We start from the raw sequence: 26193 nt of genomic DNA on the forward strand, positions 1-26193 counted from the left end.
GTAATGTTTGAATTGACTGTGCTGAATCCGAAGATTCAATGGTCACTTCGTTTCATTGAAACCTAATTTGATACCGAGGTATCGAATTGGATTATCATCAACGAGTGCCCACACAGATTGATAGGTCTATATTGTTAAAGAGCAACTCTTCTTTGTGATTGACATCACTTCGGAAGAGGCGGCCATTCTAGCGAGATAATTTATCGTGTCAAACACTTTCTTCAAATTATTTCGTTTTTCTTTTCAGCCTTATCAACTTCGCTTAAACCCTTCTGAGCCCTTGCCCTGTCGACGAGGAGGCATTATAGAGATCGCGCTCACATTGGCAAGTGTTATTTTTCAAAAATTGCAAAAATAATGGTTAAACGATGAGTTTTCGATCAAACCTTTATTTATTCAACTTTACCCCAAACTCTCACACAACTTATCCACAGAGTTGTGCTTTGAGACGTATTTTTCAAGTACCATAAATAAAGAAAGCTGCTTTATTGCAGCTATCTTTATTAAACTTAACCTAAACTCTATTTAAAGAGTATTATGGCTATATGCCAGACCCATCTTGTTCAGAGCCATCATCTTCGTGTAGGCCACATTCTCGCTTTAAGCCAAAGAATCGAGTTTCTTCCTCTGACATTCCCGGCTCCCATTTACGAGTGGTATGTGTATCACCAACTGAAAGGTAACCTTCATCCCACAATGGGTGGTATTTAAGGCCGTGTTGTTCTAAGTAGTAATGAACGTCTTTATTAGTCCAATCAATTACTGGTAGAAATTTAAACACACCGTTCTGAATGGATAGAATCGGTAAACCTGCACGAGATTTACTTTGCTCTCGACGCAATCCAGAGAACCACGTTCCAACATTAAGCTCTTTTAACGCTCGACGCATCGGCTCAACTTTATTGAGCTTGTTGTATTTTTCAATTCCCTCTACACCCTGCTCCCATAATTTTCCATATCGAGCCTCTTGCCAATTCGCACTTTCTTTGGCTCGATAAACTTTTAAATTTAGGTTGAGAGCATCTGTCAGCTCATCGATAAATCGGTACGTCTCAGCAAACAGGTAACCAGTATCGGTTAGAATGACGGGGATGTCCGTTTTGGCGCGAGTAACTAAATGAAGCATAACCGCGGCTTGAATACCAAAACTAGAAGAAACCGCGAACTCGCCTTCTAGATTATCTAAAGCCCACGCTACTCTCTCTTGTGCTGAAAGCTTTTCGAGCTCGACATTAATTTGAGCAAGACGGAGGATTTGCTCCGTCTTTGTTAATGTCAGTAACTCTGTGAGCTCCAGCTTGGATGCTACAGAATCAAGCATGAAAGTCCCTCTTTGATACGAGCACTTCTTGGATAATGCCAGCACGAATAGTGAAATCGCCAAAGGCTTCGCCTTCTTCACGCTCTTTCGACCATCGAGCCACCAGCAGATCAATCTCTTCTAAGATTTGCTTATCCGTGATGTTCTCTTTATACATTTTTGGTACTCGAGTACCAGCACGGTTACCACCTAGGTGCAAGTTGTAACGACCCGGCGCTTTGCCAACTAGACCAATTTCAGCCAACATTGCGCGACCACAACCATTTGGACACCCAGTTACACGCAAAATGATGTTGTCATTTTCTGGTAGGTTGTGCTTCTCCAGAATCCCCTCCACATCAGTAACAAACTGAGGAAGGAAACGTTCAGCTTCTGCCATCGCTAGCGGACAAGTTGGAAAAGCAACACACGCCATTGAGTTCTTACGCTGTTCACTTACGCCGTCGTCCATTAAGCCATGTTCACGAGCGATCTTTTCAATTTTCGCTTTTTCGTTTTTAGGTACACCCGCAACAATTAGGTTTTGGTTCGCTGTCATGCGGAAATCGCCTTTGTGGATTTTGGCAATTTCAGCAACACCCGTCTTAAGTGGTTTACCTGGAAAGTCTAATAAGCGACCGTTTTCGATGAAAAGCGCTAAATGATATTTACCATCAATTCCTTCTACCCAGCCAATACGGTCACCACGTTCTGTGAATTCATATGGACGGCTTTGCTCAAACTTAACACCAGCACGTTTCTCGACTTCCGCTTTAAAGACATCGCTACCTACACGATCCAATGTGTATTTGGTTTTTGCGTTCTTACGGTTTGAACGGTTACCCCAGTCGCGCTGAGTTGTTACTACAGCTGCGGCAACATCAAGTGTCTTGTCTAGCGGAATAAAGCCAAAGTCGTCAGCGCGGCGCGGATAAGTTGATGTATCGCCATGCGTCATCGCTAAGCCGCCGCCGACCAGGACGTTAAAACCAACCAGCTTGCCGTTATCTGCAATCGCTACGAAGTTGAGATCGTTAGCGTGTACATCTACGTCATTTTGCGGTGGGATAACCACTGTGGTTTTAAACTTACGTGGTAAGTAGTTCTTGCCTAGAATCGGTTCGTCTTCTTCTGTGCTTTCTACTTTTTCACCGTCTAGCCAAATCTCTGCATAAGCGCGTGTTTTCGGAAGCAGGTGTTCACTGATTCTCTTCGCCCATTCGTAAGCTTCTTGGTGTAACTCTGACTCCACTGGGTTAGTGGTACACAACACGTTACGGTTTACATCACCCGCGGTTGCAATCGAATCAATGCCAATACTGTTGAGCGTTTGATGCATCAACTTAATATTCGGTTTTAATACCCCATGAAACTGGAACGTTTGGCGAGTCGTCAGACGAATACTTCCATATAAAGAGTGCTCCGTTGCGAACTTGTCGATCGCTAACCATTGCGTTGGCGTGATGATGCCTCCAGGCATACGAGCACGAAGCATCACATTATGTAATGGTTCCAGTTTTTGCTTTGTGCGTTCATTACGGATATCACGATCGTCTTGTTGATACATACCGTGGAAACGAATTAACTGGAAGTTGTCGGCAGTAAAGCCACCAGTAATACGGTCCTGTAAATCTTGCTCAATGGTGCCACGTAATAAGTTGCTTTCTCGCTTCAGGCGCTCGTTATCAGATAGCGGCCCTAACTCTTCACCTAATACAACCTGCTTATTATTGTCCGTAGAAAAAGTCATTAGTACACATCCCTCTGATAACGTTTCGCTTTACGTAGGTCATTAATAAATTGTTCTGCATCGTCACGCGGCATCTTGCCTTCTTGTTCAGCAACGATAACCAATGCGTCGTGCACATCTTTTGCCATACGCGTTGCATCACCGCAGACATAGATATAAGCGCCTTCTTGGATCCACTGCCACACTTGAGCTGCGTTTTCTAAGATGCGATGTTGTACGTAAACCTTTTCTACTTGGTCACGACTAAAGGCAACATCCAATCGGCTTAGTACTCCTGACTTGAGATACTTTTGCCATTCCACTTGGTACAAGAAGTCTTGAGTGAACGTGCGATCACCAAAGAACAACCAGTTTTTGCCTTCAGCATCGCGGTTTTCACGTTCCTGAATAAAGCTACGGAATGGTGCGATCCCTGTGCCAGGACCAACCATGATAATTGGAGTACTATCATCTTCCGGCAGTTTAAAGTTGTTGTTATGCTCAACAAATACTTTAACTTCATCTCCCTCTTCGAGACGCTGAGCTAAGAAACTAGACGCACCACCATACCGTTTTTCGTCGTTTTGTTCGTACTCAACCAAAGCAACCGTTAGGTGTACTTCTTCATCAACCTCTTCTTGGCTTGATGCAATAGAGTAAAGGCGTGGAGTAAGACGACGAAGCAAACCAATCAATTCATCTGCGGTTAACTTGGTTTTCTTTTCTGCCAGTACATCAACGATTTGAGTATTTGCAGAGTACTCGCGAAGCTTATCTTTATCTTCAACTAACTTTTGTAGCTTCTTGCTACCGGATAACTCGGCAAACTTTGTGATGAGCTGTGGGTTAGATGTTGTGATTTCATATTTACTCACAAGAGCACTGTGGATTGACAAGCTTTCACCATCAACGTCAACAGTCTCAACCCCAGACAAACCGACCTTACCAAGAATGGCGTTTGCAAGTTCCGAGCTATTTTCAAACCACACACCTAGTGCATCACCTGGCTGATACGTTAAACCCGAGCCTTCTAAGTCGATTTCTATATGACGAACGTCTTTTCCAGAGTCACGGCCCGTGATTTTTTGACTGGTCAGTAACGTCGCAGTGTACGGATTTTGTTTATTGTAAGGAGAGTGCGCAGTCGCAGCTTGACCCACAGGAAGTTGAACCACATCCGCTTCAGAGCCAGAAGACAGTGTATCTTTTACCTTGTCTAACGCACTCTTACGCCATTCAGTTGCAGGAGCCTCATAATCCACATCGCAATCAAGACGCTCGATAAATGGAGTCGCGCCTAGCTTTGATAGGTAAGTGTCGAAGTCTTTACCGGTCTGACAGAAGAATTCGTAGCTAGAATCTCCCAATGCAATAACACCATATTGCAGGTTTGGCAGCTTAGGGGCCTTCTTCGATTGCAAAAACTCATGTAGCTCAATGGCATTATCAGGCGCTTCGCCTTCGCCGTTAGTCGATGCCACAATAATGACATGCGTTTCTTTGGCTAAGTTTTTACCTTTGTAATCGCTTGCATCAAAAAGTTCGACTGCAATTCCTTCTGCTTTTGCTTCCTGTTCCAGAGCTTCAGCAACACCTTTAGCATTGCCCGTTTGGGAAGCAAAAATAATACTCAACTTACCTGCTGGCTTCGCTGATACGGCTGCCGTCGCTTGTGCAATTGGCGTTACCGCTGTGTTTGGTTGATTTTGAGCTAATCCCCAAAAATACCCACTGACCCAAGCAAGTTGCTGTGAAGACAACTCAGAGACAGTTTGTTGGAGTGAGCTAATTTGTTGGTCATTCAGAGGGCTTGCGATTGGAGGATTTCCTCCTTGCCCATTATTATCTTCAGACACATTCTTGTGAGAATACTCATTCTTTTGAAAAGACATTATCACGACATCCCTATTCATTGCGTGACGATAGAGTACCCACTCTCCTTAATAACAAGAAAGAATAGAAGTGAATGTTTTATAACTTTTTGGAAGTAAGAACGGCTTACTTTTTGCTCATCGATCTTCAATGCGGACTTGTTGAAAGCCTACTGCCATTGCCGATTTTGACGCAGTATCCAAATCTTCATAAAGACATTCTTCGCCGTGACTGTCCGTTAGAAAAACAAAACCACCGCGCGCATGTCTGAACTCTACAACCCAACCACCCTCTTGGATTGCAGGCTCAATAATCGCTTCGATAAGCTGATTTTCACGGAATAGATGTCTTAGTTCATTTATTGTCATCGCTATCCCTGCTTTAACTTTCACATTGCTCCTAGGTAAGCATGGTCTAAGTCAGCCAAATAGGGAGAAATTTCGATTAGATATAATGAAGTGATATAAAAAAACGCCGCTTATAAAGCGACGTTTTAAGTAAATCGAATATCTAACATGGCTGAATTTAGAACGCGTATTCCGCACTCACAAAGAAGCCGTTAGCAAAAATAAACTCTTTCCCTAGATCCGACATGAATTTATCGGACTCTAAATCAATCACACGGTAACCTCCACGAAAAGCCAGTCGAGCTTTTTCGAGCGGTACATTGTATTGAACACCTGCCATGAAATCGGTGCTTTTGATACCTTTGTTGTCACCAAAGTTTATCTCACCAATCACATCAAAGTTTGTATCCGGAACTTGAATTTCTGCGTAACCATACCAAGCCCAAATCAGCTCATCAAATTCTTCTACACGCCTGCTTGAGCCAGCATCAATGTATTTAGTGTCACTTAAATTACTGAACGTGAGACCCGCATCAAAGTGCAATAAATCATGCTCTAGAACGTGGTAATACAAGGTTAAATCGAGCTTATCGAACCCCATGTAATCCGCATCAACACTTGAGTAACGAAGGCGCGCATTAGGGACGTATTTAACATCATGTTCAATCGCCGCGTAAAAAGTGCCCGCGGTACTGCTATCTCGTCTCACTTCATTAACTTTAGTGTCGGCAGCCCATACCTCTGCGCCGACTTTTGTCGATACAGAGTACTCTGCAAAAACAGGAAAAGATACTGCCAACGATAATGCCGTTAAAGCGATGTTCGCTTTATTTGTCATGTAGTATTTACTCCGAGATAGCTGATATTCACGTAGAGGACGTGGGAGGAAATATACCATATTCTCACGCCTCTCCATCAACTAAATGATGTTACTCATTATTTATAGCGGGGCTGAGCGACGTAATTCTTGAAGAACCAAATACCCAATGCAATCACGATTAACCATGGTAATAGTTTGAGTACCGCTCCAACCATTCCCAGTAAAAACATCACAACTAACGCAATACCAGTTGCTGCGAATACGGTCATCATTGTGATACCCGTAACCAACAAGGTCGCCGCAAAGACTAAAATAAAGATTAGCTCCAACATAATCACTTCTCCATTTGTTTTCAATAAACAGAGCAGTTTCCATACCAACTTATAGAGAAGAATTTAAGATTATGATTTTTAATAAAAAAACAAAACCAGAGGCATTTCTGCACTCTGGCTTTATCATTCTTTAGTTGGTAATTTTAGCCATTCACTGGCGAATTTTACACATTCAATTCTTTTGGAATCTTAGCTAGCGCGTCTTGCAATACTTCTAGACCAGAACCTGGTTTGTGCGCATTTTCACTGATATGACGACGCCATTGACGAGCACCGGGCATGCTTTGGAACAAACCTAACATGTGACGGGTAATGTGACCAAGGTACGCACCTTTCGCTAATTGCGCTTCAATGTATGGGTACATCTCTTCAACAATTTCGCTGCGTTTCTTCACTGGAGCATTAGAGCCAAACAACTCTTGGTCTACCGATGCCAGTAAATATGGGCTTTGGTATGCTTCACGACCAATCATCACACCGTCAAGATGCTGAAGATGTGCTTTTGCTTCTTCTAATGATTTCACGCCACCGTTAATCGCAATCGTTAGGTGTGAGAAGTCTTGCTTCAATTGGTAAGCGCGTGGGTAATCCAATGGTGGGATCTCGCGGTTTTCTTTTGGGCTTAGACCACTTAACCATGCTTTACGTGCGTGGATAGTGAACTGCTCACAGCCACCCTTTTCTGAAACAATAGAAACGAAATCCGTTAGGAACTCGTAAGAATCTTGATCATCAATACCAATGCGAGTCTTGACTGTTACAGGGGTATCGACCACGTCTTTCATTGCTGCGACACAATCCGCAACTAACTGCGGTTCAGCCATTAGGCAAGCACCAAATCGACCGTTTTGTACGCGGTCAGATGGACACCCCACATTTAGGTTAATCTCATCGTAGCCACGCTCTTGCGCTAGCTTGGCACACGTAGCCAAATCTGCTGGGTTTGAACCACCAAGTTGAAGGGCTAACGGATGCTCTTCTTCGTTATAAGCCAGGAAATCTCCTTTTCCATGAATGATCGCACCTGTCGTCACCATTTCAGTGTACAGCAGGGTTTCTTTGGTCATTAAGCGATGGAAGTAGCGACAATGACGATCAGTCCAATCTAACATTGGTGCTACGGAGAGCCTGCAAGAATGAGTCATGATATAAACACCCGTTTTTATGTTGCCAAGGTCGAGCGCAGCAGTACGCTCAAAAAATAAGTCGGGTATTGTATACCCAAGCACCTCTGGGTGCTAGTTTCAGCGAGAATGATTTGGTTGGCTGGCTAGCCAAATGCTTAGGAATACGCAGAAGTAATACGAATCTGTCATTCGTTGATTCATTCTGTGATGATTATTCCGCCTTCACACCACCACCGACTTGCTTTAATTCATGATTTTCGTTCTGATAGTGGGTAAAATGAAGCATTTCTAAACGAACTTCGTATAGAAATGATTTATCATAGAGCACGTCCGATAGTTATGGTGAAAGGTTTGAACCCAACAATCATTGAACAAATTGAAAGTATCTGCGCAGAGCGTGGAGTACGACTGACTCCGCAACGCCGACGCGTATTTGAACTCATTTGTTCTAATCGCCGCGCCTCAAGTGCGTATGAGCTATTGGAGCAACTAAAAGAGAGTGAGCCTCAGGCTAAGCCGCCCACTGTTTATCGAGCATTAGATTTTCTCCTAGAGCAAGGCTTCATCCACCGAGTGGAATCGACAAATAGCTTTATTACTTGTTGTTCTTTCAATACTCAGCAGCACTTTTTCCAATTACTAATTTGCGATAAATGTGGTGATGTCGTTGAACTCGAAGATGAGACGCTGATATCCTTGTTAGCCGAAAACGCCGAGAAGCATGGATTCAAACTGACCAACCAAGTTATTGAAACTCATGGTGAATGCCAGGCCTGTTCCTCCGAGACGAAAGAAAAAGTATAGAAGAACGTTATGCGCGCTGAATTTGTAAACCCGTTTTTAGCTTCTTTAATGAACGTGCTAAAAACTATGGCTTCTCTTGAGCTGAAGCCACAAAAACCGCGAATCAAAAAAGATGAGATCGCACGAGGTGACGTTTCTGGTCTGATTGGTATGGTAGGCCCACAAACTCGTGGTTCAATGTCGATCACCTTTGATGAAGCACTCGCCCTAGAAATCATGCAGAACATGCTTGGTGAACGTCCAAATGGGCTCAATGAAGAAGTGACCGATATGGTGGGTGAGATCACCAACATGGTTACTGGTGGTGCGAAACGCATTCTGGCGGAAAGTGGTTTTGACTTTGATATGGCAACACCGGTTGTGGTTTCGGGCCGAGGTCATACGATTCGCCACAAGTGTGAAGGCTCAATTATTATCATGCCTTTCTCTTCCCAATGGGGAAATGCCTTTATCGAAATTTGCTTCGAATAAAAGAGAAAAAATAGGTTGGCACTGGCCAACCTATTTTGTTTTTGCCTCAGGCAATAAAAAGGTCAGCATTTGCTGACCTTTTCTTTATCTATTCAAACATTAAGCTTTGAACGCTTTAAATGCGTTGATTAGACCGTTTGTTGAGCTGTCATGCGAGCTGATTTGAGACTCATCTGCAAGCTCAGGTAGGATTTGGTTAGCCAGTTGTTTACCTAGCTCCACGCCCCACTGGTCAAAGCTGAAGATATTCCAGATAACACCTTGTACGAAAATTTTGTGTTCGTACATTGCGATCAAGTTACCTAGCGTACGAGGCGTGATTTGCTTCACTAGAATAGAGTTTGTTGGACGGTTACCTTCAAACACTTTGAATGGCGCAATCGCTGCCACTTCTTCAGCATTCTTACCTACTTTCACCAACTCTTCTTTCACGGTTTCTTCATTTTTACCAAACGCTAGAGCTTCAGTTTGCGCGAAGAAGTTAGACATCAGTTTTTGGTGATGATCGCTAGCTGGGTTGTGGCTAATTGCAGGTGCAATGAAGTCACATGGGATAAGCTTAGTACCTTGGTGAATTAGCTGGTAGAACGCGTGCTGACCGTTGGTACCTGGTTCACCCCAAATGATTGGGCCAGTTTGGTAAGTTACAGCATTGCCGTCACGGTCAACGTATTTACCGTTTGATTCCATGTTGCCTTGCTGGAAATATGCTGCAAAACGGTGCATGTATTGATCGTAAGGTAGGATAGCTTCTGACTCCGCACCGTGGAAGTTGTTGTACCAAATACCAATCAAAGCAAGAATCACTGGAATATTGCTTTCTAGATCTGTTGATACGAAGTGCTTGTCCATCTCGTGAGCGCCATCAAGCAGCTCAACGAAGTTGTCGAAACCTACTGCTAGTGCAATTGATAGACCGATCGCAGACCATAGTGAGTAACGGCCACCAACCCAGTCCCAGAATTCAAACATGTTCGCTGTATCGATACCAAATTCAGACACGGCTGTCGCGTTTGTTGAAAGCGCAGCAAAGTGTTTAGCCACATGAGCCTGATCACCCGCAGATTCTAGGAACCAATCACGAGCAGTGTGCGCGTTAGTCATGGTTTCTTGCGTTGTAAACGTCTTAGACGCGATCAAGAATAACGTCGTTTCTGGGTTAACTTTCTTCAACGTTTCAACGATGTGTGTACCATCAACGTTAGATACGAAGTGAAGGTTTAGATGATTTTTGTATGGCGCTAGAGCTTCCGTCACCATGTAAGGGCCAAGGTCAGAACCGCCGATACCGATGTTCACAATATCAGTAATTGCTTTGCCTGTGTAACCTTTCCATTCACCACCGATAACGCGCTCAGTGAATGATTTCATTTTTTCTAGAACCGCGTTCACTGCTGGCATTACGTCTTCGCCGTCTACCATAACTGGAGTATTAGCGCGGTTACGTAGTGCAGTGTGAAGAACAGCGCGACCTTCTGTTTGGTTGATCGCTTCACCACTGAACATCGCTTCAATTGCAGATTTCAGCTCGGTCTCTTTCGCAAGAGCAAACAGGTGCTTCAGAGTTTCCTCATTGATGAGGTTCTTTGAGTAATCGACTAGGATGTCTGAGCCGAAACGTGCAGAGTATTTGTCGAAACGCGCTGCGTCTTGAGCAAACAGCTCTTTAAGATCCATATCTTGTGCAGATTCGAAATGCGCCGTTAGCGCTTTCCAAGCTTGTGTTTGCGTTGGATTGATATTTTTCAACATGGTCTTTATCCCGATGTTACAGTAGGTTCCATTCCTTACAGTCTAGCGAAAACTGTGGAATCCCCGATTTAGCAAATAGAATATAAATTAGATGTTTGGGCAAATTGCCACAAAACAAGTCTTTGTAATTTTTTTTCAGGCGCCAATTATGACCGAGAGCTTTTACACTCACATTGAGTTAGGTCACGTTCCCTGCCCTGAAATTGAACATTCATTTACGATGACAAGAATCATATCATTTACTAATGACAGGCTCTAATTGGAATAGGATAGACGCCAATTTATAAATTTCCAAAGGAACACGTATGTGGGCACAAAAAACACTGCAATTAAAAGCGAGAAGCCGCGGTTTTCACCTGATAACTGATGAAATTGAACAACAATTACCACAAATAAACGAACTTTCAGTAGGTTTATTACACTTATTTATTCAGCACACCTCCGCCAGTTTGACCTTAAATGAGAATGCTGATCCAACCGTGCGTATGGACATGGAAGCGCACTTCAATAAGTTTGTGCCAGAGCGTGCTCCTTATTATCAGCACACCTATGAAGGTGACGACGACATGCCGGCACATATTAAAGCATCACTGCTGGGCAGTAGTGTGACGGTACCAATCCAAAATGGTCGATTAGCTTTAGGAACATGGCAAGGTATTTACTTGGGTGAGCATCGAGACTTTGGTGGCGGCCGCCGCGTTATTGCTACGATTAACGGTGAGTAGATAAAACAAAGGCTAACCTTGGGTTAGCCTTTCGTTGTTTATTTTGAGTATTCCATCTCGACGCGAGGCGTTAGCTTAGTCACGAGTTCATACGCAATCGTACCAATGTGACCCGCCACTTCTTCTACTGGGAGCTCTTTCCCCCAAAGAATCGCTTCGTCGCTGACTTTATCCGTTGCGTCTGGTCCCAAATCGACCGTCAGCATATCCATGGAAACTCGACCTGCAATAGGTACTTTACGGCCATTAACCCACACCGGCGTACCGTTTGGAGCACTTCTTGGGTAACCGTCACCATACCCTACAGCGATGACACCAACTTTTGTATCTCGCTCACTGGTCCAAATACCACCGTAGCCAACACTTTCGCCCTTCTTCACTTCACGTACCGCAATAAGGTGGGATTTAAGTGTCATAACAGGTTGATACCCAAGATCTTGCGCCGTTTTGTCATCGAATGGCGACACGCCATACATGATAATACCCGGACGAACCCAATCTAAATGGCTTTGAGGCCATGCCAATAACCCCGCAGATGCCGCCAGTGAACGTTCCCCTTGGCAACCAGAAGTCAACGATTTAAACAGCTCAATCTGTTGTGGGGTAATATCGCTATCCAGCTCATCTGCACAGCCAAAGTGGCTCATGTAACGCAACGGTTTCGCTACATTTGGACACTCCTTCAGCCGCGTTACAAACTCGTCATATTGTTCAGGACGAACCCCAAGGCGGTGCATGCCACTGTCAATCTTCAGCCACACGACAACCGGAGTTTCAAGGTCTGCTTGCTCCAAGGCGATAAGCTGCTCTTCACAGTGCACCACAGTTTGGATGTTGTTCGTCACAAGAACAGGTAAGTCACCAGGAGAGTAAAAACCTTCTAGCAATAGAATCGGCTTTACTACTCCACAAGCGCGCAGTTGCAATGCTTCTTCAATACGAGCCACACCAAACGCATCCGCATGGTTAGCATGTTTTGCGACATGACGTAATCCGTGACCATAACCATTGGCCTTGACGACAGCCATCACTTTACTTTGTGGTGCTTGAGCTTTTACGCGCTGTAAGTTGTGCTGCAACGCAGACAAATCAATGCACGCCTTGGCCGCTTTCATATAGCTCATGGGATTACTCATCATCAATATCGAATGCAGGACCCGCGTAGTTGTCGAAACGCGAATGTTGACCTTGGAAAGTGAGGCGAACAGAGCCGATAGGACCATTACGCTGTTTACCAATAATGATTTCAGCCGTACCTTTGTACGGACTATCTGGGTGATAAACCTCATCACGGTAGATGAACATGATCAAGTCGGCATCCTGCTCGATGGAACCGGATTCACGCAAGTCCGAGTTTACTGGTCGTTTATCCGCACGTTGCTCTAGGGAACGGTTTAGCTGCGACAGTGCCACAACAGGCACATTTAGCTCTTTTGCCAGCGCCTTAAGAGAGCGAGAGATCTCAGCAATCTCAAGAGTACGGTTATCGGTTAACGAAGGCACGCGCATCAACTGAAGGTAGTCGACCATGATCATCGATAGACCGCCATGTTCACGAGCGATACGGCGAGCGCGCGAACGCACTTCGGTCGGAGTTAGACCAGAGCTATCATCAATGTACATATTCTTCTTCTGCATCAGGATACCCATAGTAGAAGAAATACGCGCCCAATCTTCGTCATCTAGCTGACCCGTACGGATCTTGGTTTGGTCAACACGAGACAAAGAGGCCAACATACGCATCATCAACTGTTCAGCTGGCATCTCTAACGAGAAAATAAGTACGGGCTTTTCTTGTTGCATGGCCGCATTTTCACACAAGTTCATCGCAAAGGTCGTTTTACCCATCGATGGACGCGCTGCGACAATCACCAAATCAGAGCCTTGCAAACCTGCGGTTTTCTTATTGAGATCGGTGAAACCGGTATCGACCCCCGTAACACCATCTTGTGGCGTTTTATACAACAACTCGATACGTTCTAACGTCTTTTCGAGGATGTTGTCGACGTTTTGTGGTCCTTCGTTTTCACTAGTTCGAGACTCGGCGATAGCAAAAACTTTACTCTCCGCCATGTCTATTAAATCTTCAGAACTGCGACCTTGAGGGTCATAGCCCGCGTCCGCAATTTCATTCGCGACACCAATAAGGCCACGAACAATCGCACGCTCAGCGACAATATCAGCATACGCATTGATGTTAGCTGCACTTGGCGTATTCTTCGCCAAGTCAGCGAGGTAAGCAAAACCGCCTACATCTTCTAACAACTCGTGACGCTCTAGATATTCCGATAAAGTAATAAGATCGAGAGGTTTACCCGCTTCAAGAATAGTTTTTACACCTTCAAAAATCAGGCGGTGTGGACGACTATAGAAATCACTGCTCACAACACGTTCGGCAACGGTGTCCCAACGTTCATTATCCAGTAAAAGACCACCAATTACTGATTGCTCGGCTTCTAGTGAGTGAGGTGGCACTTTGATTGCGTCGACCTGACTGTCTGAAGGTTTGCGATTTCTGTTTTCCGCCATGACTTTGCTCGATAACTACTATTGACCCACGATTATAACCTTAACCTAGCTGAGATGCTTCCCCGAAGCGACAATTACTTGTTAAGAAATCATCATGTGAACCACCCGGGTAATAGCCTGGTTCTTCCGCCTAGCTCTAATAAAAATTAACCTACCATTGACCCAACCAAATATCTGTATCAGTATCATGCCCCTCCTTTTTGATTACGTTCGAGGTTGATGTGTCCCGATACTGGTTACTTAGCTTTAGCCTACTGTGCGCTAGTGCATCGTATGCTGACGAATCAGTACAGCCAGAGCAAAATATTGATGTACCCGACCCACTAAAAACCGAGGTGGAGTTCGGCTATCAAGCTCACACAGGTAACACGGACTCTCGTTCCCTGAATGCTCGTTTGAGTGCTGAATATACGTCAGGTCGACACCGTTCTAATGGTGAATGGAAGTACTACAACTTGTACAAAGACGGTGAAGAAGACAAACGCTCATCCACCTATTCCCTGCAGAGTGACTACAAGTTAGGCCCTAAGACGTATTTGTATGGCAGCTTTAAAGGAGTGGATTCTCGCTACAGTGCTTATTTTAAAGACTATACGTTGTCAGGTGGTTTGGGTTACCAGTTCTCCTACACTGAGAACTTCATTTTAGAGGTAGAAGTAGGCCCTGGTTTTCGCTATCAAGAGCCAAACTTAGACGAAATAGATGATGACGATATTGTCTTTCCCGATATCGTTAGAGAAGGCATTTTTCGAGGAAATATCAACACAACTTGGCATGCGTTGGATAATTTAAGTTTCGCAGCTGATATTACGTTGGTAACAGGTAGAAGTAACACACGTACTGATAGTGAACTCAGTGTAACCAATGATATTACTGAAGATATCGCACTGAAACTGGCGCACTCTCGTCAGTATCACGATAAAGTGCCTGAAGGCTTAAGCAAAGCGGACAGCGTATTTTCCGTTAATTTACTTTTCGCTTTTTAACCCTTTTTCTCTCAGTTTTAGAAATAAAAAAAGCACCTCCGAGGAGGTGCTTTTTAGTATTTCGTCTTGATACTGAATTACTCAGCAGCAACAACTTGTAGGTTAACTGTCGCGAAAACTTCAGAGTGAAGTTGAACGCTGATCTCGAACTCACCAGTGTTACGTAGAGCACCTTCAGGAAGGCGAACTTCGCTCTTAGCAACTTCAACGCCTGCAGCTGTGATAGCGTCAGCGATGTCACGAGTACCGATAGAACCGAATAGTTTGCCTTCGTCACCAGCTTTAGAAGCGATAACTACCGCTTCTAGAGCGTTAACTTTCTCTGCGCGAGCTTCTGCAGCAGCTAGTTGCTCAGCAACTTTAGCTTCTAGTTCAGCACGACGAGCTTCAAACATTTCAACGTTAGCTTTAGTTGCCATAACTGCTTTACCTTGTGGGATAAGGAAGTTACGAGCGTAGCCAGATTTAACGTTTGCAGTATCGCCAAGACCACCTAGGTTACCAATTTTATCAAGTAGAATAACTTGCATTGCTTAATCCTCTTTCTTAATAAAATGAACCGATTACTGATGCTTGTCAGTGTACGGTAGTAGAGCTAGGTAGCGTGAACGCTTGATAGCACGTGCTAGTTGACGCTGGTACTTAGCGCTTGTACCAGTGATACGGCTAGGTACGATTTTACCAGCTTCAGTGATGTAGTTTTTAAGAGTTGCTACGTCTTTGTAATCAATCTCTTGTACGCCTTCTGCAGTGAAACGGCAGAATTTACGACGACGGAAGAAACGAGCCATGGGCTATCTCCTGATCTTAAATTTGAGTAATGTTGTCGGCGTGTAACACTAATTTTCCCACGCCATTTCGGCCGGTTTGATAAGTGACAAAACCACTTACCTTAATGTTACTGCCTTGAACTAAATTCTGAGTTAGTGCTTGTGACCCAAGCCCGCTGACGACTACCGGCATACGACAATAAACTTGTCGAGGTAAGTCAGCTTCGATAATAGTAGAGCGATGCTCCAGCCAAAACCGACAGTGTTCAATGCCACCAGGGCTTTTACTACGAATGGGCGGTTTGGCAATGGTGCCGCTCAGCTCCATTCGATTGGCCATAAGAAAACTTACTCAGCAGCTTCTGACTTAGCTTCAGGCTTAGCTTCAGAACGCTCTTCACGACGTGGAGCACGCTCTTCTTTTTGCTTAAGCATGATAGATTGCTCAGTGATCGCTGCTTTAGTACGCATGATCATGTTACGTAGAACTGCATCGTTGAAACGGAAAGCAGTTTCTAGCTCATCAATTACAGCTTGGTCAGCTTCAACGTTCATAAGAACGTAGTGAGCTTTGTGAAGCTTGTTGATTGGGTAAGCCAGTTGACGACGGCCCCAGTCTTCTAGACGGTGGATTTTACCGCCAGCTTCAGTGATTGAACCAGTGTAACGCTCGATCATGCCAGCAACTTGCTCGCTTTGATCTGGGTGCACCATGAATACGATTTCGTAATGACGCATTGGTTGCTCCTTACGGATTATTCAGCTTCCACAAATGGCTCAGTCGTCCAGAGGAAGCAAGGAACTAAAGATAATTGACTGAGTTTAAGGAGCACGAATAGTACAGAAAGGGCGTAAAATAGGCAAGTGATTATTTGCTCAGCGCAGTGGATATTTAATTTCTTCTAATACTAGAAAACACAAAGGCTGCCAACAAGCTGGCAGCCTTTAAAATCAGCGTGTTATTGCGCTGGCTTATCGGTGCTTATTTAACTTCAGCCAGTTCAGCGCGCATTTGATCGATCACTTGTTTGTAATCTGGCTCACCGAAAATCGCCGAGCCTGCAACAAACATGTCTGCGCCCGCTTCTGCAATTTCACGAATGTTGTCAACCTTCACACCGCCATCGATTTCTAAGCGGATATCACGACCAGACTCGTCAATCATCTTACGAACGGCACGCAGTTTATCTAGTGTATGAGGAATGAATGATTGACCACCAAAACCAGGGTTTACCGACATCAGTAGAATCATGTCGACTTTATCCATAATAAATTCAAGACTTGCAAGTGGCGTTGCTGGGTTTAGTACCACACCAGCCTGACAGCCGTGCTCTTTAATTAACTGCAGTGTACGGTCTACATGATCAGAAGCTTCTACATGGAACGTAATCATCGACGCACCCGCTTTTGCGAAATCAGGAATAATACGGTCAACGGGTTTCACCATTAGGTGAACATCGATTGGCGCTGTGATGCCATAATCGCGTAGTGCTTTACACACAGGCGCACCAAAAGTCAGGTTTGGTACATAGTGGTTATCCATAACGTCGAAATGCACCACATCCGCACCCGCTGCGAGTACTTTTTCTACATCTTCACCGAGACGAGCAAAATCTGCCGATAAAATGGATGGAGCAATAAGAAAATCTTTCATACCTGACCTCAGTAGTAATGAGCAAACAATCTGCGCGCAATTCTACCGAAGCCAGTGGGGAGATCCACTATTTAGATATAATAGTGTGAGAATTAAGAGCTTGATTTATCCATGTCTGGGGCATGAAAAAAGCGCAAGTAGCTCATCAACTTTATTACGACCGTTACCATTACGGCTAATGGTACGCTTTACTTTTACCACATTAAGATCCGCGCCGTGATACAACCGACGTGTCAAGGTAGTGTCGTGGTTAGAAATCAACACAGGAATGCCACGTTCAGTCGCTGTTCTTTCAGCAATGTCGGCTAATGCAGCTTGGTCGTCCAACGTGAAACCATTACCTGCGTATGAGGTGAAATTTGCCGTATTTGAAAGCGGCGCATAAGGTGGATCGCAATACACGACGCTCCCTTTGCGCGCACGACGAAATGTTTCAGGATAACCTTCACAAACGAACGTAGCTTTTTTGGCTTTTTCTGCAAAAAACTCCAGTTCCGCCTCAGGGAAATACGGTTTTTTGTAAGAGCCAAACGGTACATTGAAGCCACCTTTTTTGTTGTAACGGCATAGGCCATTAAAACCAAAGCGGTTCATGTACAAAAACGCTAAAGAGCGGTACATCACGTCATCGGTTTTATTAAATTCAGCGCGAATGTGTAGGTAGGCTTCTTTGCGGTTGTTCTCAGCGACAAACCAACGCTTCGCTTCAGAGATATACTCTTCAGGGCGTTCTTTCAGCAGGTTGTACAGATTGATCAAATCTGGATTGATATCTGCAAGTAGATAATGGTCATAATCGGTATTCAGGAACACTGAGCCCGCACCAACAAAAGGTTCAACTAGCTTTCGAGCCGGCGGCAAATGACGTTGGATGTCTTCAACCAGTCCGTATTTTCCTCCTGCCCATTTAAGAAAGGCTCGTTGCTTTTTCATCTACTGCTCTATCTATCGACCAAAAATTAAGGCTGCGGAATGTAACATATTTTTCAGGGAAGCTCAGGTTTATTTCACTCGTTCAATTTCACGGTGAACCTGACGGAGTGATTTTGCCCAAGGACTCACCGACTTAACCGAATCTGGCAAGCTTGCGACGGCATCACGAGCCATTTGAATTGTCGGATAATCTTGATATGTGATGATATACCACTCGGTGTCATTACGAACGGTAGGATAAATTCGCACTTGATTATTCAGTTGATGCTCATTGAGAAAGGATTGTACATCTTCCATTGAGGTCATAGCTGCGAGTTGTAAAGTATAAGCTCTTGGCGATAGCGCTTTTAGTTCTTCACGAGCAAATGAAAACTTCACAACAGGTTGGTTTGCCTCACCCTCTTCTGACTGAGCAGGTGCTTGCGTCATATCTTGATTCGGTTTTACGACTTTAATCAAAGGGGAGCTAGTTTCATCGGCGGTTTCTATCTTCTCAGTACCTACGACATCATCAATCGCTTTTGTGTCTGCTGAATCAGCTTTACCTTCAAGCAATGCATCGACCACATTCGACTCAATCACCACTCTTTGTTGATTGTCATCACTGCCTACGCTCGCTACTTCTTCTGTCACAGCTGGCGGTAATGAATCAGAATCATCAACCGCACCAGACTTATCAAGACTGCTAGAGCCATCGGTTACAGGTTGCAGTGAAGACTGCGCTGCACTGACTCCTGACTCTTCAAAAGTTGGAATAGCCGTTTGCTCTAAACTGCCAGCAATTTGCTGCGCTTTATCATCAGGACTTGGTTGACTAAGCATCCACCAATAGCCACCAGCAGCAAGCAACAGTAAGACTAATACCACCAACGCAATATTCAGGGGTGAACCGACAATCGAGCGGATAATGATCCTTTTTTCCACTTTCATCTCTCCTAACGCCATGATGTCACCCGGTACTGGGTCGACTTTTTTAAATGCATCTCGAACCCGTTTCTCAGACTCATCATCGACGTAGCGCGCAACAAGTGACTCAAAGAAACGACGAGCTTCCACTTCGGACAACATATCAATATCAAGCTCAACAGGCTTTATCTCTTGTCCATAACTGAGACGTGCTAGCAAACCGTCTAAACGTCCAGACTGTGTAAACAGTAAGACATTGATGGTCCAATTTGGCTTATGGTGCGCCTCTAAGACCAGCATCCAAAGCTCAGAGATAAGTGTCTCACTCAATAAATGCGCATCATCTACAACAATTGCAATGTCACACGCCTCATCACCTAAAAGCCTTTCAAGGCTATCAAGTAAAGGCTCTTGCTGATTAAACAATGCGTCTGAAACCAGTTGACTCAAAATAAGGACGCGATGCTGCACATCGTCTTGATTAGAATGACAAAGTAACAAACATTGATTCTTGTTACTGGCACCCACTTCAAGGTATCGCTGCGCTAACCAAGATTTCCCGTACCCATCATGACCATTAATCGCAATGAGATTGGAACCAAAGTTAGTCAGTAGACCTAATCTATCAAGCAACTCGATTTGAGAATCTAATTCCAGTACGTGAGCAACACTCATCTAATAACCTTAATACACTACAAGAATGACGCCCAAAGGCGCCATTACAAGGTTAAATATCGCGACCGAAGTCTATTGCCTGCTTGAGTACGTCTTGCGTCGTATCAGCAATTACCTCGGCAGTGCCAATGCCTGTAGGCAAAACCAATCGTAATTGACCAGAGAGGACTTTCTTATCTCGCATCATGTGCTTGATGAAGTCATCGAAATTCATACTGTCTGGAGTATGCACAGGCAGTTTTGCACGACGCAAAATCGCAACAATACGCTCAAATTGCTCTTCCGAGATCAGACCGCGTAGATGCGACGTTTTGGCCGCCATAACAGTGCCGGAAGATACCGCTTCACCATGCAGCCAATTGCCATAGCCAAGTTCCGCTTCAATCGCATGACCAAAGGTGTGACCTAAGTTAAGCAAAGCACGGATGCCCGACTCTTTCTCATCCTGAGCCACCACTTCCGCTTTTATTTCACAGCAACGTGCGATCGCATAAGTTAGTGCTTCTTCATCCAACGCATACAAGCGCTCAAGATTGTCTTCTAACCATACAAAAAAATCTGCATCGTAAATAATGCCGTACTTAATGACTTCGGCGATACCCGCAGCGAACTCACGTTCAGGCAACGTCGACAGGCAGTTGGTATCAATGATCACGGCTTTAGGTTGGTAAAACGCACCTATCATGTTCTTACCCAACGGATGGTTAACCGCGGTTTTTCCACCAACCGAAGAGTCCACTTGGGATAGTAATGTGGTCGGTATTTGAATAAAGTCGACCCCACGCTGGTAACAGGCAGACGCAAAACCCACAAGGTCGCCAATAACACCACCACCTAACGCGATGATCACAACATCACGAGCATAACTCCCTTCCAGTAAGAAGTTCATTACTTGATTAAATACATCCAAGTTTTTGTACTGTTCACCGTCAGGCAATTCTAACAAGGATGCACTACAACCGAGCTGCTCGAGTTGCTTTAAAATTTTGTCTGCATACAAAGGCGCCACTGTGACATTACTGATCACAACAACTTTTTGTTTTGCATTTTTGTTTGAGAGAACTTGAGAGAGGTGCGCCGGGTCCTCAAATAACCCGGCGCCAATAGAGATTGGGTAGCTACGCTCAGCTAGGTTGACCGTAATCCGTTCCATCGGTTTGCTCCAATTAAAAAAAGATAAAGACTTATCTCTCTTCTAGCATTTTTACGATCTGGTTGGCTACCACTTTTGCACTTTGATCGTCAGTGCGAACAGTGTAATCCGCTACTTCTTCATATAAAGGATTACGTTCTTCAGCTAATTGCTCCAATACTTCGCGAGGGTTATCCGTTTGAAGTAAAGGACGCTTCTTGTCGCGGTTTGTACGCGCAAGTTGCTTTTCAATCGTCGTTTCTAAGTAAACAACAACACCACGTGCCGAAAGACGATTGCGGTTTTCTTTGCTCTTAACAGAGCCACCGCCAGTCGCAAGCACGATGCCTTGCTCTTGTGTTAGGTCTTCAAGTACCGCTTCTTCACGCTTGCGGAAGCCTTCTTCACCTTCTACATCAAAAACCCAAGAGATGTCTGCACCAGTGCGTTCTTCGATCACTGTATCGGAGTCAACAAACTCCATATGCAGTTGCTGTGCTAGATGTCTACCAATTGTACTTTTGCCGGCGCCCATTGGGCCAACAAGGAAAATATTACGTTTCTCAGCCATGTTTAGCAGTAATTTACAACATTGATTCAATAAGATCGCCACAAGAAAACACAGCTAAACTGCTGTTCTACAAGGCTTGTGGCACCAGTTCCTCACAGATAATTCGTGATAAGACCCGAAATTATCCAAGCATGGTGCCACTATTGCAACTTTATTTTTGATTTAATCAGTTTTTCCCGAGACAGAACTACTGAATCACCACCTTAGGCGTGACGAAAATTAACAGCTCACTTTTGCCAACATTCTCATAACTTCGACGAAAAAGAGCACCTAATAGCGGCAGGTCGCCCAACAAAGGCACTTTGTCCACCGAGTTAGTAATGCTGTGCTGAAAAATACCACCAAGAACGACCGTTTCACCGTTATTCACTAACACTTGCGTCCCGATACGTTGAGTATCAATCGCAACCGCTTCACCAGTGCCGGTCTTCACTACTTGTCCAGGTCTATCTTGCGTGACACTTAAATCCAATACTAAGCGGTTATCCGGTGTGATTTGCGGGGTTACCTTCAAACTTAATACCGCCTTTTTGAACGTCACCGTCGTTGCACCACTTGATGATGACTCTAGGTAAGGAATCTCTGTACCTTGTTCGATATAGGCAGGTTTCTTATTGGTAGTGATCAAACGTGGGCTCGAGATAATCTCAGCTTTAGACTCTTGTTGCAGAGCAGAAAGCTCAAGATCCAACAAGGTGTCTGAACCTAACTTTGCGACCTGAAAAGCAATGCTGGTCGCATTCGGACTGGTTGCAGCTAAGTTTACATTTAGGAAGTCATCGATCCCCACTCCATCACCGTCACCACCGTCATCACCCCCTTCTCCATTATAGAGACCGATCGTGGCGAGGTTGTTCTCAATAGAACCGCCCACTGTATTACTGCCATTAATAGACGTAAAACCCCAACGAATCCCTAACTCGTCCATGTTACCTTCATTGATGGTCACAATACGCGCCTCAATTTGAACCTGTTTAACTGGAATATCCAAAGACTCAATAATTTCTCGAATCACCTCGATGTTTTCAGGTAACTCTCTAATCAATAACGAGTTAGTTCGCTCATCAATGGTCATACTGCCGCGCTCTGACAGCATGCTGATATTTCCTTCTCCATTGATCATCTCCGCAATGTCTGATGCTTTAGCAAAATTAACTTTGATGATTTCAGATGAAAGCTCTCCCATTTCTTCCGTCAGTTTTTGTTTTTCTAACTGCTGCTTCTCACGCAAGTCCAGCTCATCAGTCGGAGCAACTAAAATCACGTTGCCATCAACACGCTTATCTAACCCCTTAACTTGCAAAATAATATCCAGCACTTGCTGCCAAGGGACGCCATCAAGACGAAGCGTGAGGTTGCCTTCCACAGAGTCGGAGACAACCAAATTGAATTGGTTGTAATCAGCAATAAGCTGCAAGACGTTTCGCACAGGAATATCTTGGAAGTTAATCGAAATAAGCTTACCTTCTCTTTCTAAAATGCTTTTATCTGGGGCTTTCTCATTGGGTTTGATCTTCGCTACTTTGATTTCCAAAAAACGCCCCGTTAAACGGTAATCATGCATGTATTCTTCATTGATGTGCGCAACCAAGCGCGTCGTCGAGGTGTCGCGAAACACTTCTACGCTCTCAACCACAGTCGAAAAATCTTTCACGTCTAGGAGATACAATTGCTCGTCTTTTACTGAAGTGTTAAGCAAATCGATACTTAACCCTTCCTGTACACGCTTGATATCTACAATCGCGGCCGGTGACGCCAATTCGACGACAATCACGGCGTCTTTATCTTTATTAGTTCGAAAGTCGATACTTTTTAGGGCATTGGACGAAACTTCTTCAGCTGCCGCTAAAGGGGCTAAAAATACAAACAACCATAAGGAGAAGAGCCCAGTAAGTATCCTTGGTGTACGTGTTAATCCTTGTCTCATTTTCATTACTCAATATCAAAAATAAATGGGGCTATCTCAAAGCCAACTTAACTTTACGTTTTTGCCAACATCCTAAGCCGTCGGGCAACGTTTCATTAATCAACAAATAGGAGTGGCTGACATGGGTCACTTTGCCATTATTGCGTCCGAGGTATTGACCCGGCTTAACTTTATAGACGGTGCCATTGGGAGCCTGAACGAGGCCAGAAACCGTGTTATCCATGCCCATGACCCCTTTCAAACGTAATTGGCTTAATGGGAATTTTTCTAATTTGCCAGTTCGCCTTCTTGAGGGCGGTTGCCAACAATCTTTTCTTGCAACTGGCTGAGTCGCGATGGTGGCTTCTTTGGGTAATTCAAAGGGTGCACGCTGTACTTCCGGTGCGTACGTGACTGCAACATACTTGTCTGCGGGCTTAAGCTTCTCGACCTCTCGACGCGCCTGTGTTTCCACTCCTCGAATAAAATCCGTCAATGATTCATCATTCGCCTGGCAGCCCATCAATAGAGAACCCATCAGTACCAGCAACAAAGACTTACTTGTCATTTTTCGTCTCCTCCGGCTTAAACTGATAGGTGTTAGCGCGCACCCGAAAGTGCAGGGTTTCGCTCTCTTGGCTGACACGTTGCCAAGTCACATCTTTAAACGTGATGATTCGAGGTAGCGTCGCTATCGCCTGAGAAAAATGGCCTATGTCATGAAAGTCGCCCGTTAACTCTATGTTTAAAGGGAGACGATAAAGGAAGTGCTCTGATTGTTTTTCGCCCCAGTCGATTCGGGTGAAAGTCAGCTTATTGTCGATGCCAAGTTCATTCACTGAAGCGAGCATTGTAGCCAGCTCTTTTTGCGCAGGCAGTTGCTGCAGTAATAACTCGTAACGGGTGGTAAGTTCATCCAATTGAGATTGAAGCTGAGGCAACGCTGCCACTTTGTTCGCTTTGATCTTCAATGCCACCTTGAGTGTCTGCTCCTGCTGAATCAAGTGATTCAACTGTTCGTCTTTCGGTTTAAGGTAAAACCAATAACCTAAGCCTTGAATCACCATGATCAGAAGCGCGATTACTACAATCTGGGGCAACAATGGCCACTCGGCCATTTCATCTATTTCGAGATCCTGCCAATCAACCACGTTGAGCCTCCAATTTCTTCTCCGTTACTTTGAACATGAAAGACACTTTGAATGTTTGAAACTCTTTCCCAAAACGGGCTTTGCCGTGAACGATGGAATGCATTTCTACGTCGTTCAACTTGGCCGAGCGCTCCATGTTGTCCAGCATCGTGGCAAGTTTTGGAGTGCTATCTGAGATCCCAGAGATCTCAATTTCCAGATCATTCATTTTGATCTTGTCGACATATACACCTTCAGGGATAACGGCAGGCATTAAGTTCATGAACTCGGTCGTTTTGTTTCGTCCGTTTTGTAAACCTTCAACGACCTTTAGACGTTCGAGGATTTTGCTGTGCTCTTGCTCTGCAATTTTCATTGCTTCAATACGCTGGTCGAGTTCGGCAATGTAGTGAGTGAGGTAATCGAGCCGCTCCTGTTGTTGATCTTGTTGGTACTCAAAAAACTTTCCAATACCCCACTGGATGCCAACAGCGACCAACATGCCTAATGCGACCAAACTGATGAAGCGACGTCGGTGCTCTTCTCTTTGATTCTCTCGCCAAGGAAGTAAATTAATGCGATAAAGCACGGGCGCCTCCTAGCCAATGAATGCCACGAACGGCCAGTCCGGCTGCTGTTGAGAAATGCTGCCAATCCACAGCACGACGCTTACGCTTAGACACCTTCATCTCAAATAGCCCTAGCGGATTTAGCAATTCACACTCTAACGACAATTGTTGAGACAACTCCTCTGCGAGCATGGGAGTGGAGGCCCCTTCCCCTGATAACCAGATACCCTTGATGTTTTGTGAGCCATTGATTGAGGTATAGAGCTGCATCTGGCGCTTTACTCGCTCTACGATTTGACGGTTAAACAGCTCTGTTTTCTCCTGAGCATCATCGGACAGAAAATCGACTGGAGAAGCGCTGTTTGCTCCGCGTGTGCCGTAAGCAAACTCTTTGTGAAACAGTTCACCTTGTTCGGTAAACATGGTGAAGGAGCTCGATAAGGTGCCAATATCGAGTAAGCAGTATTTGTTTTTGTCAGGAAAGCGATCGGCGGTGAGCTTCCAGATATGACCAAGGCTTTGCGAATGCACGTCCACTAAAACAGGTTTTAGTCCGGACTTTTGTAATGCATCAACTCGGCCTTCTACCACATCTTTTCTTGTCGCAAACACTTGATAGCTATCACTGCCACTCTGCCCGCCCTCCGCGCGAAGACGAACGAAGTCTAAACTCAGCTCTTCGACAGGGAATGGCGATTGATGAGAAAAGGCTTGTATCACTGCAAACTCAACTTCACTCTCTTCAAGATTTTGTTCTATTTGCAGTTTCTTGCTAATTACCGAGTTATCAGGAACTGAAATCGCAACTTTTTTAGCGCCAAAAGGCAGTTCTTTTTTTATCTGCTTGAGGGTCTTTACAATTTCTTGATGATTTATGGTGTTATTTTCAGCGACAATACCTTCCTTTAGTAATATTTCTTTGTAACCCAACAGAGCGTAATTGTTGCCTGTGGGTTTAAGTACTACGGCTTTGAGGCTGTTATGGCCTATATCGATGCCGGTAACGATTAGCTTATCCATCTCTTACTCTCGCTCCGAAATTTCTTCGTGCAAAGGTTGTTATTAGCATCCAAATAAGAGTTAATATCTCTTATGTGCTAAATTTTTGACCTAAGAGTACAAGGGTTTGCCGTTACACAGCCTCAACCAATCA

At 44.6% G+C, this 26193-nt stretch carries 28 protein-coding genes; 4 read left to right on the forward strand and 24 right to left on the reverse strand.

What is annotated here, in order from left to right:
* Nucleotides 1-541: 541 nt before the first annotated feature.
* From R7Z50_RS22180 to dusA, 7 genes are all read right to left on the reverse strand, one after another.
* Nucleotides 542-1321, reverse strand: a complete 780-nt coding sequence (locus tag R7Z50_RS22180) for a phosphoadenylyl-sulfate reductase (protein ID WP_054729680.1) — start codon at nucleotides 1319-1321, stop codon at nucleotides 542-544.
* Nucleotides 1314-3050, reverse strand: a complete 1737-nt coding sequence (gene cysI / locus R7Z50_RS22185; RefSeq protein ID WP_017821724.1) for an assimilatory sulfite reductase (NADPH) hemoprotein subunit — start codon at nucleotides 3048-3050, stop codon at nucleotides 1314-1316. Before cysI ends, R7Z50_RS22180 begins: the two co-directional genes overlap by 8 nt.
* Nucleotides 3050-4921 carry an assimilatory sulfite reductase (NADPH) flavoprotein subunit gene (locus R7Z50_RS22190; RefSeq protein ID WP_318149260.1) on the reverse strand — a complete coding sequence of 624 codons (1872 nt, stop codon included), beginning with the start codon at nucleotides 4919-4921 and terminating at the stop codon, nucleotides 3050-3052. Before R7Z50_RS22190 ends, cysI begins: the two co-directional genes overlap by 1 nt.
* A gap of 117 nt (nucleotides 4922-5038) precedes the next feature.
* Nucleotides 5039-5269 (reverse strand): hypothetical protein, encoded by a 231-nt coding sequence (locus tag R7Z50_RS22195; RefSeq protein WP_005381264.1) that lies wholly within the window; start codon nucleotides 5267-5269, stop codon nucleotides 5039-5041.
* 157 nt (nucleotides 5270-5426) lie between these two features.
* Entirely contained in the window at nucleotides 5427-6086 is a 660-nt protein-coding gene (locus R7Z50_RS22200; RefSeq protein WP_005381265.1) for a TIGR04219 family outer membrane beta-barrel protein, read from the reverse strand.
* A 98-nt stretch (nucleotides 6087-6184) separates the two neighbouring features.
* Nucleotides 6185-6400: an envelope stress response protein PspG gene (pspG, locus tag R7Z50_RS22205; protein WP_005381266.1), complete on the reverse strand. Its 216-nt coding sequence runs from the start codon at nucleotides 6398-6400 to the stop codon at nucleotides 6185-6187.
* Between the two features lie 164 nt (nucleotides 6401-6564).
* Nucleotides 6565-7545: a tRNA dihydrouridine(20/20a) synthase DusA gene (dusA, locus tag R7Z50_RS22210; protein WP_206971045.1), complete on the reverse strand. Its 981-nt coding sequence runs from the start codon at nucleotides 7543-7545 to the stop codon at nucleotides 6565-6567.
* A gap of 321 nt (nucleotides 7546-7866) precedes the next feature.
* On the opposite strand from dusA, the gene zur reads away from it, so the two are divergent.
* Both zur and R7Z50_RS22220 read left to right on the forward strand, forming a co-directional pair.
* Nucleotides 7867-8331 (forward strand): zinc uptake transcriptional repressor Zur, encoded by a 465-nt coding sequence (zur, locus tag R7Z50_RS22215; RefSeq protein ID WP_005381268.1) that lies wholly within the window; start codon nucleotides 7867-7869, stop codon nucleotides 8329-8331.
* Nucleotides 8332-8340: 9 nt separating this feature from the next.
* Nucleotides 8341-8802 (forward strand): chemotaxis protein CheX, encoded by a 462-nt coding sequence (locus R7Z50_RS22220; protein ID WP_005381269.1) that lies wholly within the window; start codon nucleotides 8341-8343, stop codon nucleotides 8800-8802.
* A 99-nt stretch (nucleotides 8803-8901) separates the two neighbouring features.
* On the opposite strand, the gene pgi is transcribed toward R7Z50_RS22220, so the two are convergent.
* The gene (pgi, locus tag R7Z50_RS22225) at nucleotides 8902-10554 is read right to left on the reverse strand and encodes a glucose-6-phosphate isomerase (protein WP_005381270.1); all 1653 of its coding nucleotides are present in this window, start codon (nucleotides 10552-10554) and stop codon (nucleotides 8902-8904) included.
* A 305-nt stretch (nucleotides 10555-10859) separates the two neighbouring features.
* Between pgi and R7Z50_RS22230 the strand changes: the two genes are divergently transcribed.
* Complete coding sequence (locus R7Z50_RS22230) at nucleotides 10860-11279, forward strand: secondary thiamine-phosphate synthase enzyme YjbQ (RefSeq protein ID WP_005381271.1); 420 nt, start codon at nucleotides 10860-10862, stop codon at nucleotides 11277-11279.
* A 38-nt stretch (nucleotides 11280-11317) separates the two neighbouring features.
* On the opposite strand, the gene alr is transcribed toward R7Z50_RS22230, so the two are convergent.
* Both alr and R7Z50_RS22240 read right to left on the reverse strand, forming a co-directional pair.
* Nucleotides 11318-12394 carry an alanine racemase gene (alr, locus tag R7Z50_RS22235; RefSeq protein ID WP_031777284.1) on the reverse strand — a complete coding sequence of 359 codons (1077 nt, stop codon included), beginning with the start codon at nucleotides 12392-12394 and terminating at the stop codon, nucleotides 11318-11320.
* A 13-nt stretch (nucleotides 12395-12407) separates the two neighbouring features.
* The gene (locus R7Z50_RS22240) at nucleotides 12408-13808 is read right to left on the reverse strand and encodes a replicative DNA helicase (protein WP_005382759.1); all 1401 of its coding nucleotides are present in this window, start codon (nucleotides 13806-13808) and stop codon (nucleotides 12408-12410) included.
* A gap of 221 nt (nucleotides 13809-14029) precedes the next feature.
* Between R7Z50_RS22240 and R7Z50_RS22245 the strand changes: the two genes are divergently transcribed.
* Entirely contained in the window at nucleotides 14030-14794 is a 765-nt protein-coding gene (locus R7Z50_RS22245; protein WP_005381276.1) for a DUF481 domain-containing protein, read from the forward strand.
* A 77-nt stretch (nucleotides 14795-14871) separates the two neighbouring features.
* Here R7Z50_RS22245 and rplI read toward each other — a convergent pair whose 3' ends face one another.
* The 14 genes from rplI to pilM all read right to left on the reverse strand — a co-directional run bounded on the left by rplI (nucleotide 14872) and on the right by pilM (nucleotide 26060).
* Nucleotides 14872-15324 (reverse strand): 50S ribosomal protein L9, encoded by a 453-nt coding sequence (gene rplI / locus R7Z50_RS22250; RefSeq protein ID WP_005382760.1) that lies wholly within the window; start codon nucleotides 15322-15324, stop codon nucleotides 14872-14874.
* 33 nt (nucleotides 15325-15357) lie between these two features.
* The gene (gene rpsR / locus R7Z50_RS22255) at nucleotides 15358-15585 is read right to left on the reverse strand and encodes a 30S ribosomal protein S18 (protein WP_000090472.1); all 228 of its coding nucleotides are present in this window, start codon (nucleotides 15583-15585) and stop codon (nucleotides 15358-15360) included.
* Between the two features lie 16 nt (nucleotides 15586-15601).
* Nucleotides 15602-15904, reverse strand: a complete 303-nt coding sequence (gene priB / locus R7Z50_RS22260; RefSeq protein WP_005381298.1) for a primosomal replication protein N — start codon at nucleotides 15902-15904, stop codon at nucleotides 15602-15604.
* An 8-nt stretch (nucleotides 15905-15912) separates the two neighbouring features.
* Entirely contained in the window at nucleotides 15913-16302 is a 390-nt protein-coding gene (gene rpsF, locus R7Z50_RS22265; RefSeq protein WP_005381299.1) for a 30S ribosomal protein S6, read from the reverse strand.
* A 244-nt stretch (nucleotides 16303-16546) separates the two neighbouring features.
* Complete coding sequence (gene rpe, locus R7Z50_RS22270; RefSeq protein WP_005381300.1) at nucleotides 16547-17218, reverse strand: ribulose-phosphate 3-epimerase; 672 nt, start codon at nucleotides 17216-17218, stop codon at nucleotides 16547-16549.
* 105 nt (nucleotides 17219-17323) lie between these two features.
* Entirely contained in the window at nucleotides 17324-18151 is an 828-nt protein-coding gene (locus tag R7Z50_RS22275) for a Dam family site-specific DNA-(adenine-N6)-methyltransferase (protein ID WP_318149261.1), read from the reverse strand.
* Between the two features lie 69 nt (nucleotides 18152-18220).
* Nucleotides 18221-19732: an SPOR domain-containing protein gene (locus R7Z50_RS22280; RefSeq protein ID WP_053304157.1), complete on the reverse strand. Its 1512-nt coding sequence runs from the start codon at nucleotides 19730-19732 to the stop codon at nucleotides 18221-18223.
* Nucleotides 19733-19784: 52 nt separating this feature from the next.
* The gene (aroB, locus tag R7Z50_RS22285) at nucleotides 19785-20885 is read right to left on the reverse strand and encodes a 3-dehydroquinate synthase (protein ID WP_318149262.1); all 1101 of its coding nucleotides are present in this window, start codon (nucleotides 20883-20885) and stop codon (nucleotides 19785-19787) included.
* 31 nt (nucleotides 20886-20916) lie between these two features.
* Nucleotides 20917-21435, reverse strand: coding sequence for a shikimate kinase AroK (gene aroK / locus R7Z50_RS22290; RefSeq protein WP_005381319.1), 519 nt, complete (start codon nucleotides 21433-21435; stop codon nucleotides 20917-20919).
* A gap of 187 nt (nucleotides 21436-21622) precedes the next feature.
* Nucleotides 21623-23368 carry a type IV pilus secretin PilQ gene (locus R7Z50_RS22295; RefSeq protein WP_005382765.1) on the reverse strand — a complete coding sequence of 582 codons (1746 nt, stop codon included), beginning with the start codon at nucleotides 23366-23368 and terminating at the stop codon, nucleotides 21623-21625.
* Nucleotides 23369-23393: 25 nt separating this feature from the next.
* Nucleotides 23394-23909: a pilus assembly protein PilP gene (locus tag R7Z50_RS22300; protein ID WP_005382766.1), complete on the reverse strand. Its 516-nt coding sequence runs from the start codon at nucleotides 23907-23909 to the stop codon at nucleotides 23394-23396.
* Complete coding sequence (locus tag R7Z50_RS22305; protein WP_005381322.1) at nucleotides 23899-24492, reverse strand: type 4a pilus biogenesis protein PilO; 594 nt, start codon at nucleotides 24490-24492, stop codon at nucleotides 23899-23901. The genes R7Z50_RS22300 and R7Z50_RS22305 overlap by 11 nt, the downstream gene beginning before the upstream one ends.
* Entirely contained in the window at nucleotides 24485-25060 is a 576-nt protein-coding gene (locus R7Z50_RS22310) for a PilN domain-containing protein (protein ID WP_005381323.1), read from the reverse strand. The genes R7Z50_RS22305 and R7Z50_RS22310 overlap by 8 nt, the downstream gene beginning before the upstream one ends.
* Nucleotides 25044-26060 carry a type IV pilus biogenesis protein PilM gene (pilM, locus tag R7Z50_RS22315; RefSeq protein WP_005381324.1) on the reverse strand — a complete coding sequence of 339 codons (1017 nt, stop codon included), beginning with the start codon at nucleotides 26058-26060 and terminating at the stop codon, nucleotides 25044-25046. The genes R7Z50_RS22310 and pilM overlap by 17 nt, the downstream gene beginning before the upstream one ends.
* Nucleotides 26061-26193 lie beyond the last annotated feature (133 nt).

It is taken from the genome of Vibrio sp. 1249-1 (assembly GCF_033340495.1).